The 13,001-nt window shown below is 61.1% G+C and carries 14 protein-coding genes; 7 read left to right on the top strand and 7 right to left on the bottom strand.

What is annotated here, in order from left to right:
* Nucleotides 1-80 precede the first annotated feature (80 nt).
* On the top strand, nt 81-1,019 hold the full coding sequence (locus MESCI_RS21460) for a LysR family transcriptional regulator (protein ID WP_013532051.1): 939 nt from the start codon (nt 81-83) through the stop codon (nt 1,017-1,019).
* A 201-nt stretch (nt 1,020-1,220) separates the two neighbouring features.
* Nucleotides 1,221-1,421, top strand: a complete 201-nt coding sequence (locus MESCI_RS21455) for a hypothetical protein (RefSeq protein ID WP_013532050.1) — start codon at nt 1,221-1,223, stop codon at nt 1,419-1,421.
* A 16-nt stretch (nt 1,422-1,437) separates the two neighbouring features.
* On the opposite strand, the gene MESCI_RS21450 is transcribed toward MESCI_RS21455, so the two are convergent.
* The 6 genes from MESCI_RS21450 to MESCI_RS21425 form a co-directional block, all read right to left on the bottom strand.
* Nucleotides 1,438-1,968, bottom strand: coding sequence for a hypothetical protein (locus tag MESCI_RS21450; protein ID WP_164919954.1), 531 nt, complete (start codon nt 1,966-1,968; stop codon nt 1,438-1,440).
* Between the two features lie 98 nt (nt 1,969-2,066).
* Nucleotides 2,067-2,903 (bottom strand): ABC transporter permease, encoded by an 837-nt coding sequence (locus MESCI_RS21445; RefSeq protein ID WP_063173657.1) that lies wholly within the window; start codon nt 2,901-2,903, stop codon nt 2,067-2,069.
* Nucleotides 2,904-2,938: 35 nt separating this feature from the next.
* Complete coding sequence (locus MESCI_RS21440) at nt 2,939-3,727, bottom strand: ATP-binding cassette domain-containing protein (RefSeq protein ID WP_013532047.1); 789 nt, start codon at nt 3,725-3,727, stop codon at nt 2,939-2,941.
* A 57-nt stretch (nt 3,728-3,784) separates the two neighbouring features.
* Nucleotides 3,785-4,228 carry a hypothetical protein gene (locus MESCI_RS21435; RefSeq protein ID WP_013532046.1) on the bottom strand — a complete coding sequence of 148 codons (444 nt, stop codon included), beginning with the start codon at nt 4,226-4,228 and terminating at the stop codon, nt 3,785-3,787.
* 29 nt (nt 4,229-4,257) lie between these two features.
* A complete protein-coding gene (locus MESCI_RS21430) occupies nt 4,258-5,229 on the bottom strand; it encodes a YVTN family beta-propeller repeat protein (RefSeq protein WP_013532045.1) in 972 nt (323 codons plus the stop codon).
* 21 nt (nt 5,230-5,250) lie between these two features.
* Nucleotides 5,251-6,480 (bottom strand): ABC transporter substrate-binding protein, encoded by a 1,230-nt coding sequence (locus MESCI_RS21425; protein WP_013532044.1) that lies wholly within the window; start codon nt 6,478-6,480, stop codon nt 5,251-5,253.
* 250 nt (nt 6,481-6,730) lie between these two features.
* On the opposite strand from MESCI_RS21425, the gene MESCI_RS32680 reads away from it, so the two are divergent.
* The 4 genes from MESCI_RS32680 to MESCI_RS21400 are packed head-to-tail and all read left to right on the top strand — an operon-like array spanning nt 6,731 to nt 11,097.
* Nucleotides 6,731-8,560 (top strand): (5-formylfuran-3-yl)methyl phosphate synthase, encoded by a 1,830-nt coding sequence (locus MESCI_RS32680; RefSeq protein ID WP_013532042.1) that lies wholly within the window; start codon nt 6,731-6,733, stop codon nt 8,558-8,560.
* Between the two features lie 3 nt (nt 8,561-8,563).
* Nucleotides 8,564-9,115, top strand: a complete 552-nt coding sequence (locus MESCI_RS21410) for a flavoprotein (RefSeq protein ID WP_013532041.1) — start codon at nt 8,564-8,566, stop codon at nt 9,113-9,115.
* The gene (locus tag MESCI_RS21405) at nt 9,108-10,502 is read left to right on the top strand and encodes a DUF6513 domain-containing protein (protein WP_013532040.1); all 1,395 of its coding nucleotides are present in this window, start codon (nt 9,108-9,110) and stop codon (nt 10,500-10,502) included. Before MESCI_RS21410 ends, MESCI_RS21405 begins: the two co-directional genes overlap by 8 nt.
* 4 nt (nt 10,503-10,506) lie before the next feature.
* Nucleotides 10,507-11,097: a DUF447 domain-containing protein gene (locus tag MESCI_RS21400; RefSeq protein WP_013532039.1), complete on the top strand. Its 591-nt coding sequence runs from the start codon at nt 10,507-10,509 to the stop codon at nt 11,095-11,097.
* A 20-nt stretch (nt 11,098-11,117) separates the two neighbouring features.
* On the opposite strand, the gene MESCI_RS21395 is transcribed toward MESCI_RS21400, so the two are convergent.
* On the bottom strand, nt 11,118-12,155 hold the full coding sequence (locus tag MESCI_RS21395; RefSeq protein WP_013532038.1) for a hydantoinase/oxoprolinase family protein: 1,038 nt from the start codon (nt 12,153-12,155) through the stop codon (nt 11,118-11,120).
* A 44-nt stretch (nt 12,156-12,199) separates the two neighbouring features.
* Between MESCI_RS21395 and MESCI_RS21390 the strand changes: the two genes are divergently transcribed.
* Nucleotides 12,200-12,898: a HisA/HisF-related TIM barrel protein gene (locus MESCI_RS21390; protein WP_050596301.1), complete on the top strand. Its 699-nt coding sequence runs from the start codon at nt 12,200-12,202 to the stop codon at nt 12,896-12,898.
* Nucleotides 12,899-13,001 lie beyond the last annotated feature (103 nt).

Here is a 13,001-nt window from a genome sequence, read left to right as displayed (position 1 = left end):
GGAGGAATGGAAACAAACGTCGCACGATAAGTAAAATTCAATAACTTTACCTAGTCAGTAAAAACAATTTAGTATGCGACATGAGAAACCTCACGCTCAAGCATTTCAAGACCGTCCAGGCAATCATCAAGTGCGGCAAAATTGTCAGCGCAGCCAAGATGTTAGGCCTGTCTCCTCCAGCGCTGACAATCCAACTGCGACAAGTGGAGGAAGAATTCCAGCTGGCTCTGTTCGACCGAACGTCGGACGGCATGCGTCCCACTGCCGCAGGTCTGGCTTTCGTCGAGACAGCGCAGGTTATCGAGGAGCATCTCGGTTTGCTCGAAGACAAGATGGATGCCATCAAGGGCGTACGCACCGGCAGCTTGAGGCTCGGCGTCGTTTCCACAGCCAAATATTTCGCGCCGCGGCTGATGGCTGCGTTCATGAAGGACCATCCCGACATCGACATGCGGCTTGCCATCGGCAATCGTGCCCAGACGATCGACAACCTCAGGAACCACGACATCGATATCGCGCTGATGGGGCGTCCGGCGAAAGAGGTTCCGGTGCGTGCTTCGGTCTTCGGTGATCACCCGCTGGTCATCATCGCGCCGCCCGACCATCCCTTGGTGGCGGCGCGCGATATCTCCAAGGAGCGGATTGCCGAGGAGCATTTCCTTATTCGCGAGCCCGGCTCCGGAACCCGTATCTCGTTGGAAATATTCCTGAGCGACGTGCCTGGGCGCATCGACGACCTCGGTGTCGAGATGGCCTCGAACGAAACGATCAAGCAGGCGGTGATGGCTGGTCTGGGCATCGCCTTCATCTCTGCTCACACCATCGCTGCGGAAACCGAGGCAGGCCGGCTTGTCATCCTCGACGTTGTCGGCATGCCGATCCGCCGACAATGGTTCTCGGTGATGCGAACCGATCACGCAATCTCGCCGGCGATGGCCACATTCAACGATTTCCTGATGCGCAAGGGCGCAATGTACCTGCCCCTTTTCGGAAAGCTGTATCCAGACAAGGCTGGATGACACTGCACGAGCGCAACGGATGAAAGTCCGGTGGAGAACGCCCGCGCTCGTTGGTATTATATAAGCGATATGTTATGTTGCAGTGCGAAAGAGCGGGGGCCACGTCCTTTCACACCGTAAGCGATCTGTATGTGCAACCCCTGCAGACTGTTCGGAACTCTCCCGGGTATGGGTTCGGGAATTCGATGGGGAAAAGGGGTAATGCTTTACACACTCGTTATGATGGTCTGCCTGACGGATGGACCGCGGACCTGCGAACAACGCGAGGAAATGGTAGACGGTCTGGCGATGAATCCCGGGACTGCCTTCATGCAGGCGCAGCCGCTGGTGGCAAGGTGGATCGAGACGCATCCCGGTTATTTCGTGCAGCGCTGGCGTGTGCTGCCTGGCAGAGAGTCGTGAGACAGGCGGCCAAGGTCTATTTCTTCACGATGAGCGTTTCCGAGACAGTCTTCGACAACTGGTAAAGCCGCTGCTCGATTATCGTCGGCACATCGCAGACATAAGTCAGCGACTGGACGCGTTCGTTGAAAATTCGCGTCGCGAAATTCAGTTGATCGGTTCGCCGTTCTACTTCGTCCGGATCCGCATCGGCCTTGGCGCGCAGCGCGTCCACTTCGGATGCTTCCTTGCGCAACTGTGCCGCCATTTCCAGCTGTTTGTGGGCATAGCGGGAGATGCCGGAGATCACGTGCGAACGCTCGGCGTCCATGTGATCGAACATTCCCTGCACCAGCATCGTCATTTTGGTTGCGACCTGCTCGGGCGGTAGGGAAGTCGCGAAATCCTTGATCTCTTTCTGGGCTTGTGCAATCGGCGTCCGCCGGGCCGCCACAGCATCGACAAGCGCCGACACGCCTGGATCCTTCGCCCAATCCTTCGCGGTCGCCGGAAGCTCCGGCCCATTCCAGATCTGGCCAAGCGAGAGCTGTGGCACCTTACGCTGCATGCAGGGCCAGTCGGGATCGGTGTTTGCCGCGCCGGCGCCCCCCATCGACGCAAGCGTGGTGACCAGAACCAGAGTGTGAACAAGTCTCATTCGCGCCATCAGGCGTTTCCTCCCATGTCCTGTTTGCGGATCACCAAACCGCGCGAAGGGTCGTATGCGATGATGGCGCCGCCCAGGAACAGCAGCGTGCAGCCGGCGACGACGCCCAGCGACAGCCATTCGATCTGCCCGTAGAAGGCAAAACGGATCAGTTCGACGGCATAGGTGAACGGGTTGCAGAGGCAGATCTTGTAGAGCAGGGGGCTCGCCTCCTGGATGCGCCACAAGGGATACAGCGCCGGAGACGCGAAATAGCCGGGAAAGATGACGAAGTTCATGATGCCGGCGAAGTTTTCAAGCTGCTTGATCAGCGAAGACAAGAGCATGCCGAGCGCGCAAAGCATCATGCCCGACAGGAACAGTGCCGGCAGAACATAGAGATAGCCGAGTGGCGGCGCTTTGACGCCCCACAACCAGGCAACGATCAGGAACGCGTAGACCTGCACGATCGATACGGCCACACCGGCCAGCATCTTCGACACCAGCAGGAACCAGCGCGGAAACGGGCTGACCAGCAGGATGCGCATGTTGCCCATCTCGCGGTCGTAGACCATCGACAGCGAAGACTGCATGCCGGAAAACAGCAGGATCATGCCGCAAAGGCCCGGCGTGATATAGACCTCGTAGAGCACATAGGTCTTGTAGGGCGGGATGATCGACACGCCAAGCACCTGGCGAAAGCCGGCCGCGAAGATGAACAGCCAGACGAGCGGCCGGACCAGCGAGGAAATGAAGCGTTCGCGCTGGTGCAGGAAGCGCAGGCACTCGCGCAGGACGACGCCTTTCAGGCAAATGAGATAGTGGCGCAGGCCGAATGGCTCAGACCGCAACGGCATGATGCCGGCGACCTTTCCGGGCATCGCAGGAGCGCTCATGGCAACGTCTCCGTCATGCCCGCCGCATCGACGCGGCTGAGCTTCGAAAAGGTTTCGCGAATCGAACTTCCGCCGTTCGCACGGATCACATCCGACACCTTGCCGCTGGCGACCAGGTCACCCCGCCGCAGTATGACGACATGGTCGGCGTCTTCGACTTCGTCGATCAGATGCGTGGCCCAGAGCACGCCGATGCCCTCTGCTTGGACGAGCTTGCGGATGGTGGCGAGGATGCCCGCACGAGATTCGATATCCAGGCCGACGGTCGCCTCGTCAAGCAGGAGCAGGGAAGGTCGGTGCAGCAGCGCCCTGGCGATTTCGATGCGCCGCATCTGACCGCCGGAGAGGCTGCGTGCCTTGTCATGCTGGCGGCCCTGCATGTCGACCGTTTCCAGCAGCGCGGCAATGCGCTGGCGAGCTTCGCGTCCGCCAATGCCATGCAGCGAGGCATGGTAGGAGAGATTCTGGTAGACGCTGAGGTCGAGATCGAGCGTGCGTGCCTGGAACACGATGCCGACCCGTCTGAGTGCTTCGCCGGACGCGCGGCGAATGTCATGGCTGAAGATGCGGATCGATCCGTGACGCGTGTCGTAGAGGTGGCTTATCAGTGAGAACAGCGTCGTCTTGCCGGCCCCGTTGAGGCCGAGCAGAACGGTGAAAGTCGCCGGCGCGATCGAGAAGGAGACGTCGTTGAGCGCCCGCTTCTGGCCGTAGGAATGGCTGACGGCTCGGACATCGAGCGCCGCCACCTCGTCTCCCGGTCCGCTTGTCCTCATATGCTGCATGCCGGGTCGCTCCTTCAGGACGCGTTGGCCTATTGGCGCCCCTGATCGCCTTTTGTCTTACTTGATCGTAATCTTGCCCTTCAGTCCCTTGTCGGCAAGGTCGGGAACCGACCAGGTATATTCGCCCGGGCGAACAGTATGGAACTGCACCTGGATCGTTCCCGCGTCGTCGAATTCCAGCCAGGCCGGTCCGCCGTCCATATGCACTTCCAAATCGTTGATGACGATCTGGTCCATCCAGACATTGCGGAAGAGGTCGGTCACGAACTTGTACTCGAAACCGCCCTTGGAGGTGATCTTCCAGCGATAGCCCTGGCCGGCGATCAGCTCGAAGTCCTTCTGATTGACCGCATAGGTGGAATCGGCCGAACCGATAATCAATTCCGGCAGGTTCTTGCTGGCACGCGACGGTTTTGACGTCGCATCGTCGGCGTTTGCTACGATCGGAGCAAGGACAAATCCGGCGAGCGCGGCGAAGAAAAACCTACGGCAAAGTTTCATGTCTTGAGCCTCCCGATGATCAATGTCTGCTATTTGGGCGAAATGACCACACCCCAGGGCTGCTGGCCCACAGTGAGCGATTGGACCGGCTCGTCGGTGGCCGTGTCGATGAAGGTGATATCGTTGGAATTGCCATTCGTGGTGATCAGCGTTTTCTGGTCGGGCGTGAAGGCCAGATGCCAGACGCGCTGGCCGACGAGGATGTATTTTTCCACCTCATAAGTGTCGGTATTGATCACCGCGACATGGTTCGCCGGGCCGAGCGCGACATAGGCTTTCTTGCCATCGGCGCTGATGGCGATGCCTACCGGCTGGATGGTTTCGGCCCGCAGTCCCTGAATCGCGAACTGGATCTTCTTCACCACTTCGCGTTTGGCGTTGTCGATGACGCTGACGGTGCCGCCGACCTCAGCGCTGACCCAGACCTGCGAGCCGTCGGGCTTGAATTCGGCGAAGCGAGGACGCGTGTCGACCAGCACATTGTCCGTCACCTCATGCGTGCCGGTGTCGATGAAATGCGCCATGCTGGTGGTTTCCGAGGTGTTGACCATGGTCTTGCCGTCGGGGCTGACACCCATGCCTTCCGGCTCCACGCCGACTGGTATCTCGGCCAGGACCTGCTTGCTTTCGACGTCGATGGCGGTGACGAGATTGTCGTCCTCATTGGCGACATAAAGCGTCTTGCCGTCGGGCGAGAGGACGAACAATTCGGGATCGGGGCCGGATGGCAGCGTACCGACGATTTCAAGTGTCGCGGTGTCGATGATTTGGATCGTGTCGTCATCGCTGGCGCATAGATAGACGAATTTGCCGTCATGCGAGATGGTGATGCCGCGAGGTCTCTGGCCGACTTCGACGGTCTTCACCACCTGCATCGTCGCCGTGTCGACGACGGTCATCGTGTTGTCCTTCTCGTTGGACACGTAAGCCGTATAGGCCGATGCCGGGCTGGCCGTGAAGCCGGCCGCGAGAATAGCGAATGCGCAAGCTCGTTTCTGCACGCAAATTCCTCCCGATTGACTCTACTTGAGAGCGCATTTCGTTTCCGGCTGATCGACACCGAGAGTGTCGAGTTCGGAGACCTGGTGAAGATAGCCCTCCTGTGGCGATGTCGAGACGACCGACTTGGTATCGCCAAGCAAGATCGGCTGGCGAAGCTGGAGGTTCCATTTGCGGAAGGTCAGCTTCTGCCCCTTGAAAGCAGCAACCGAAAAATCGTCAGAGCGTATATAGTCGCTGATCTTTTTCGCATCGTCGCCCTTGGTGCGCGTGGTGGCCTCGCCGACCGCACGCACCGCGGTCCAGGCCGACATGTCTTTGGAGAGCATCCGCCGGCTCGTCGTCTTCAGGAAGCGGCTCTGCATCTGGATGCCGCCCCATTGTTCGCTGGCGGGATGCCATGACGATGCAACCAGACCGGCCGTGCCGGCGACCAGCCGCGGCGTCCAGGTGCGGTAGGGCACGTAGGTGCCGAAAACCTCGCTTTCGTCGGCGACAAGCACCACGTCGTGCTCCGGGAGGTCTTGCGTGAACACGGAAATCTGCTGCTGTATCTGCGTGGCGCCGGTGTCGGTGCGCCTGGCTGTGCCGGTATCCTTGAATTCCTTCTCGGCGACGATCTGGCCGCCGAAGCGGGTTGCCGCGCGGCGCAGCGCATCGGCGTAGAGATGGTCCTGCTCATGTGATCCATAGAGCAGCACCCAATTCGGCCACTTCTTCACCATGAGATACTGCGCCAGCGCGTCGGCCAGCATGCTGCGCGTCGGCGCGATATGGAAAACGTTGATGCGGCAGTCCTCCTCGCGAAGGCTGTCGTCGGTGGCGCCGACGTTGAAGATCAGCACACCTTTGTCGCGGGCGATGTCGGCGATCGACAGTAATTGTTTGGCTGAAAGATCGGCGACCACATAGCGGTCGCCCTTGGCGATCATGCCTTCGAATGCCTGAACCGCGTCGCCGTCGGGCTTGACCTCGGTCACGTCGAGGCTGAATTTCTGGTTGGTGAACTTTCCCGTCGTGTTGTTGTCGCCGATCGCCACCTCGGCGCCGGCGACACCTTCGTCACGTGGCGGCAGGTCGAGCATGGAAAGCGTCAATTGCGGTGCGTAGGCCCGCAAATAGCCTATCTTGATTTCAATTATCTTTTTTTCCGGCTTCGCCACCGTTTCCTGGCCTGTCGCGTCGGAAACGTTGACGGTCAGGGAAAAAAAGCACAAAAAGGCAGCGAGAGTGCCTGGCACCGCGCTCGTCATCGATAGTAATTACCCATTCTTGCGCAGAGGTTCGACGGTTGCCGGACCCGCGCCAAGTCAAGGTGCCCATGATCAACTTAGCCGACCCGCAAAATTTATCAAACCCTATAGGACGACTTTTCGCGCCTGCCGGAACGGTGCGGAAGGTCGCCAGCGTCGATTCGCATGGCAACACCGGCGAGACGTGGCGCAGGGGGATCGACCGCCTCTATAAAAGCGTCTTGTCCTCCAAACTGGAGAAACTGTTCAAATGACCAGAATGCTGGCAAGCGTCACCGGCATCGAAGAGGCGGAGATCGCTCTTTCTGGAGGTGTCGATATCGTCGACCTGAAGGACCCGAAGGCGGGAGCCCTGGGCGCGGTGTCCATGGAAACCATGCTCCGAACGATCTCTTTCATCGCGGGTCGGGCTCCGGTCAGCGCTGTCTGCGGCGACCTGCCGATGGAACCCGAAACGATCCGCATCAAGGCCGAAGAGATCGCGGCGACCGGCGTCGACTATGTGAAGATCGGATTTTTTCCTTCGGCAAATATCTCTGCCTGCGCACAGGCGCTTGAACCGCTCGCCGCACGAACGAAGCTGATTGCCGTACTGTTTGCCGATCTGGCGCCGGACTTCGAGCTTCTGCCGATGTTCGCCCGGCATCGCTTCCACGGCGTGATGGTTGATACCGCGCAAAAGGGGAAGGGCCGGCTGCTCGATCATCTGCCGCCGGAGCGTATTCCGGGATTCGTCGATCGAACGAAATCGCTCGGTCTGATGGTCGGCCTGAGTGGATCGCTGGAAGCTCCGGATATTCCGCGCCTATTGCCTTTCGCTCCCGATTTTCTCGGCTTTCGGGGGGCGCTGTGTGGCCATTCCGGTCGCACGAGTTCGATCAGCGCCGAGGCGGTCTCGCAGATTCGCGAGTTGATTCCAGCGGAATCCGGGACCGGCGATCAATCGAGTATCGACTATCGCCTGTTGGCAGCGAGAGGCTATTCGCCGGACACCGACCCGACACTGGGCACGGACAGGATTTTTGTGCGGGATTTTGTTCTGCCGGTCCAGATCGGTGCCTACAGCTTCGAGCATGGCCATAGTCAAAAAGTGCGCTTTGATGTGATCGCCGACGTGCTGCAAATCACCGACCATCCCGAGGACATGCGCCATGTGTTCTCCTACGACATCATCATGGACGGCATTCGCACCATCGTCGGGCGGGGCCATATCCAGCTCAGCGAGGCTTTGGCCGAGCAGGTGGCAGCGCACGTGCTGGAGAACCAGCGTGTCGTGCGCGTCACGGTTAGGGTGGAAAAGCTCGAGCTCGGCCCTGGCGGCGTCGGCGTTGAGATCGAACGCAAGCGCCAATCGGCGGGACGCGGTGCTGCCTCCGGCATTGCTGGCCGAAAAGACCGAAGCGTTGTTTTCCGGCCGCGCCAGGAGCGCCCCGAAATGCTTCGACGGGCCATCGTCAAGCTTGGCGGCAGCACGGCCCATGCGGCGGAGATGAAGAGCTGGATCGCAGCGCTGGCGGGTTCCAGGCTGCCGATCGTCATCGTGCCCGGCGGCGGGCTCTTTGCCGATCATGTGCGCGAGACGCAGACCAGCATGGATTTTTCCGACACCGCCGCTCATGCCATGGCGATCCTGGCCATGGAGCAGTTCGGCCATGTCATCCTCGACCGGGACGAAAGGCTGGCGCCGGCACGGTCGCTGGACGAGATCGGGCGAGTGTTGGAGGCGGGGAAGGTTCCGGTGTGGCTGCCGTCGTCACTGGCACTGGCGGCGCTGGATGTTCCGGCCTCCTGGGACATTACCTCCGATTCTCTGGCTGCCTGGCTTGCCGGCAAGCTTGGCGCAAACGCGCTGTTGCTTGTCAAGCAGACCGGTGCATTCTTCGACAGCGATACCGCTGACAGCCTGAGGGCCCGAGGCATTGTCGACCCAGGCTTTGCCGCCATGCTGCCCGACGGCATCGATTTCCATCTCGCCGGTCCGAAGGATGCTGCCGGGGCCGGCGCGATGCTCGCGTCGGGCAAGCTGCCCGGCATCCGGATAGTGGCTTCAACAGGGTCGTCGGCAAAGAAGGCGGGATAGCCGATGGTGAAGCTGCATGTGCCGCGCTGGGCGTGGGTTTTGACGGGTTCCGGGCATTTTTTTACGGAGAGCTTCGCACTTGTTCGCCAGCTCGAACATTGCGATGTCTTCGTGTCTAAGGCCGCCAACGAAGTGCTGCGCATGTACAAGCTTAAACTTGATTTCCCGGAGACGACGCGCGTGCTGCACGACAAGACCGCAAGCGCGATCCCGGTCGGCGAATTCTACCACGGTGTCTATCACACGGTCGTGGTGGCGCCGGCCACGTCCAACACGGTCGCCAAATGCGTGCATGGCATTTCCGACACGCTCGCCACCAATGTCTTTGCCCAAGCGGGAAAGTGCCGTGTGCCAGCCATCGTCTTTGCTTGCGACACTGCGCCGGAACTCGAAACCCAGGCACCGCACGGACTGGTCAAGGTCTATCCGCGCAGGATCGACCTGGAAAATACCAAACAGTTGAAGAGTTTCGAGCGGACCCTGGTGGTCGAGTCGCTCGCTGATCTCGAAGCCTCGCTCACACGGCGCCAGGCCGAACTCGCAAGCGATGGCTGAGCGGCTGGTTTTTCTTACCGGCCATCTGGCCAAGGCGCGGCTGGAACGGCTGCTGACCGGGCTGGGCAGAACCGAATTCGCGTGGGAAATCGTCGACGTCGGCGTCAAGGTCGCCGCGCTGATGAGCGAGGACATCGTGAAGCGTCGGCTCACTCTGACAGGAGACGTCGACCGCGTCATCCTGCCCGGACGCTATCGGGGAAACATCGAACACCTGTCGGAGCATTTCCGCGTGCCCTTTGTGCGCGGCCCCGACGAGATCGCCGACCTTCCGGCCTTCCTTGGCCGGGTGGGCAAACCGCCGGATCTGACGCGTCACGATATGCGCATCTTCGCCGAGATCGTCGATGCGCCGATGCTGTCGGTCGAGGCCCTGATGGCGAGGGCCTCGATGCTGGCTGCGGCCGGCGCGGATGTCATCGATCTGGGCTGCCTGCCGGAGACGCCGTTTCCGTTGCTGGCTGAGGCAGTGCGGGCACTCAAGGCACAGGGGTTTGTGGTCAGCGTCGATTCGGCCAGCGCAGACGAACTGTCGATCGGTGCGCACGCCGGCGCGGACTATCTTCTCAGCCTCGATGAGAACACGCTGCCGTTGATCTTCGACCATCGGGCTACGGCAGTGTTGATACCCTCCATCCCCGGCGATCTGGATTCGCTCGGCCGGGCGATTACCGCGGCACAAAAGGCCGGCGTCGCCTTCATTGCCGATCCCGTGCTCGACCCGATCCATTTCGGCTTCGCCGTTTCACTCGGGCGCTTCATCGAGGCGCGGCGCCGTTGGCCGGACATCGAATTGCTGATGGGCACCGGCAATCTCACCGAATTGACCGACGCCGACAGTTCCGGCGTTACAGCCGTTCTAGCGGGGCTCTGCTCGGAACTCCGGATCCGGAACGTGCTGGCGGTGCATGTCAGCCCACACACGGTGCGCACGATCGAGGAGCACGATATCGCCCGCCGCGTCATGTTGGCTGCTTGCACGGACGGCGCGTTGCCGCGCGGCTATCACCCAGGCCTGTTGCAGGTCCACGATCGCAAGCCTTTCACAGCCTCAACCGACGATATCGAGGCATTGGCGGCCCAGGTGCGCGATGCCAACTTCCGGATCGCGGTAGCGGAGGACGGCATCCATGTTTTCAATAGCAAAGGGCATGCGGTTGCCACGGATGCGTTCGAACTTTTTGCCGGGCTGGACGTCAACGCCGACGGCGCACACGCTTTTTACCTCGGCGCGGAACTGATGAAGGCGGAGATCGCGTGGCGCCTCGGCAAGCGTTATGTGCAGGACGAGCCGCTCGCATGGGGCGTCGCCGCGCCAGCACCCGAAACCGACCGTACCCGTCTTGCCGAGCCGGGCAAGACGCTCCGCGCAAGGAAAGAGCGCTAGGACCATGCCCTACATTCGCGAATCGATCATCACGACGGTCAACAAGGCAGGCAACGTCCACATCGCGCCGATCGGCATCATTGCCGAGAATGACGGTTGGGTTATCGCGCCGTTCCGGCCGTCGGTCACGCTCGACAATCTCGCCGAAGTGCCGTTCGCCATCGCCAATTATACTGACGACGTGCGTGTCTTTGCCGGCTGCCTGACAGGCCGCAAGCATTGGCCAACCGTTCCGGTTGACGGGTTCCCGGTGCCGAGGCTCGAGGCGGCGCTGGCGTATTCGGGCCTCGAAGTCCAGGCGGTCGATGACAATGGTGTGCGCCCCCGCCATTTCTGCCGCGTGGTGCGGGAGGAAACGCTCGCGCCGTTCACCGGCCTCAACCGAGCCAAGGCGGCGGTGCTTGAGCTGGCCATCCTGGTCAGCCGGCTCGGCATGCTGCCGCGCGACAAGATCGAGGCGGAAATTGCCTACCTTTCAATTGCCATCGAAAAGACCGCAGGCGAGGGCGAAAAGGAAGCCTGGGGCTGGCTGATGCAGCGTGTCAGCGATCACTTGACCGCCAAAGGTTCGGGTAGCGAGGACCCGCGAGCATAGGCGCGAGCGCCGCAACCTGCTTACGAAGGATATCCCGCCAAAAGCGCTACCGCAGACGCGGGTGCCGCGCTGCTCGCTTGCCCGCGAACAGTGTCATCGGCGGGGATGATGTCGGCGAAATCGACGTAACTGCGTTCCATGCGTTCGGCCAGCCGCCTGATCTGCCAGCGACCGCTTCCGGCGCCGACGATCGGGACATCCCGAGACAGGGTTCCGGCAACCAGCGCCGCTGCATCGTGCACTTTGCGCAGTTGCTGCTCGCTGAACCAGCGCGCGACGTCACCCCATTCCGGCGGGGTGAGGTCGGTGGCGTCGCGCCCCACCATGCGCGCCAGCCGCGCGATCGAGCCGTCCACGGTCTTTTCCTTGCCGTCGGCGGGAGGGTGCCTGTCGTCGTCCTCGTCGAGCACGCCCAGGATGCGGTGAGCGTCGGCGATCGAGGCGAAATATTCGTTCATCAGCGGCGTTAGCCTGCCATGGACGGGAGCCGACGAGGCTACGCCGAACAGGAATGTCCTGGTAAAGCCGGTATAGACCAATTCGCCGGTTAGAAGCCGTCCGGCATCGGTGTAGCCGTCATTGGCCACGGCGCCGTTCTTGATGGCGATAATATCGGTGGTGGTGGAGCCCATGTCGACGAACAGGGCATCGCCGGCGAGTTTTGCCACCAACAAGGCTGTCGCGTGCCAATTGGCGGAAGCCACATCGGCGGTCAGCTGCGCTGCCCGCTCGACTCCGACGAAACCGGACGGTCCGGCATAGACCAGCTTTTTGTCTGCGGGGAAATGGGTGGAAATCTGACCCAGCAGAGCCGCCACGCCGGCATCGCGGGACGGAAAGATGTCCGACAGTTCGCCCGTCATGGTAAATGCGTTGAGATCCGCACCCGCGTAGATCGGAGCCGTTTCGTCGAGGGCTGAAGCCAGCTTGTCCAACCCTTGCCAGAGCGGCGTTGCGATCGTTACCGCCTCGACGATGCGACCGTCTTGTGCGCGGGTCACCTTCAGATGCGCGCCGCCAATGTCGAAACCGGCAATGATGCCCTTTCTTTTTTCCACGCTTCAAGCTTTCATGACGGGGGCAATTGGTCGGTGAAAAAGCGTTGCGTATCATTCCGGTTCTCGACCTGAAAGACGGCGTGGTGGTTCGCGCCCAGCAGGGAAAACGCGATCGCTACAGGCCGATCGTTACGCCGCTCAGCCGAAGCCCTGATGTGGTCGCGGTCGCTGAAGGACTGCGTGGGCTTTATCCTTTTTCCACCTTCTACATCGCAGATCTGGACGCTATCGAAGGCGGAGCGCCAAACAGCGACGCACTCGCCCGGCTGAGGACGATGGCGGAGCCGCCGGAACTTTGGGTCGATGCCGGCGTGGCCGACGAAAAGACACTTTTGGCGGCGCTTGCCGAACGCTCGCTGTCTCCTGTTCTGGGCTCTGAATCGCAGCGAGACGACATGTTGCTGCGGCGTTTTCGCGATCATCCCGATCTCATCCTGTCCCTTGATTTCGTCGGCGATAGTTTTTGCGGGCCGCGTTCTCTTCTCGATGAGCCCGAGCTTTGGCCGCAAAAGGTGATTGTCATGACGCTGGCCAAGGTCGGTGCGGCCGCCGGTCCCGACTTCGGGCGGTTGCAGGAGGTCAAGGCCAAGGCCGGAAATCGCGCTGTCATTGCGGCCGGCGGTGTCCGCGACGAGAACGACATCAGGGCCTTGTCCGCCATGGGCGTCGCCGCGGCACTGGTCGCAACCTCATTGCACAACGCTACGCTCACGCCCGGCCGCCTCGCGTCACTCGGCGCCTGATCATCGTTGCTCGTCAGCTCCCGAAGGGCGTGCGCCCTTCGGGAGCTGACGTTTCAAAAGCCCAGAACCTTTTTCAGCCGGCGCAACAGACCATCCGTCTCAG

It is taken from the genome of Mesorhizobium ciceri biovar biserrulae WSM1271 (assembly GCF_000185905.1).
GTDB classification, from domain to species: domain Bacteria; phylum Pseudomonadota; class Alphaproteobacteria; order Rhizobiales; family Rhizobiaceae; genus Mesorhizobium; species Mesorhizobium ciceri.
Note: the sequence above shows the minus strand (reverse complement) of the source record. Positions and strands in the feature narration are given on the sequence as shown.

What these genes read in the sequence shown, in the direction of transcription:
- MESCI_RS21405 (WP_013532040.1), top strand. Translation starts at nt 9,108, where the DNA reads ATGGCTGAGCGGCTGGTTTTTCTTACCGGCCATCTGGCCAAGGCGCGG.
- MESCI_RS21445 (WP_063173657.1), bottom strand. Translation starts at nt 2,903, where the DNA reads ATGCCGTTGCGGTCTGAGCCATTCGGCCTGCGCCACTATCTCATTTGC.
- MESCI_RS21440 (WP_013532047.1), bottom strand. Translation starts at nt 3,727, where the DNA reads ATGCAGCATATGAGGACAAGCGGACCGGGAGACGAGGTGGCGGCGCTC.
- MESCI_RS21460 (WP_013532051.1), top strand. Translation starts at nt 81, where the DNA reads ATGAGAAACCTCACGCTCAAGCATTTCAAGACCGTCCAGGCAATCATC.
- MESCI_RS21400 (WP_013532039.1), top strand. Translation starts at nt 10,507, where the DNA reads ATGCCCTACATTCGCGAATCGATCATCACGACGGTCAACAAGGCAGGC.
- MESCI_RS32680 (WP_013532042.1), top strand. Translation starts at nt 6,731, where the DNA reads ATGACCAGAATGCTGGCAAGCGTCACCGGCATCGAAGAGGCGGAGATC.
- MESCI_RS21450 (WP_164919954.1), bottom strand. Translation starts at nt 1,968, where the DNA reads ATGCAGCGTAAGGTGCCACAGCTCTCGCTTGGCCAGATCTGGAATGGG.
- MESCI_RS21425 (WP_013532044.1), bottom strand. Translation starts at nt 6,480, where the DNA reads ATGACGAGCGCGGTGCCAGGCACTCTCGCTGCCTTTTTGTGCTTTTTT.
- MESCI_RS21435 (WP_013532046.1), bottom strand. Translation starts at nt 4,228, where the DNA reads ATGAAACTTTGCCGTAGGTTTTTCTTCGCCGCGCTCGCCGGATTTGTC.
- MESCI_RS21410 (WP_013532041.1), top strand. Translation starts at nt 8,564, where the DNA reads ATGGTGAAGCTGCATGTGCCGCGCTGGGCGTGGGTTTTGACGGGTTCC.
- MESCI_RS21455 (WP_013532050.1), top strand. Translation starts at nt 1,221, where the DNA reads ATGCTTTACACACTCGTTATGATGGTCTGCCTGACGGATGGACCGCGG.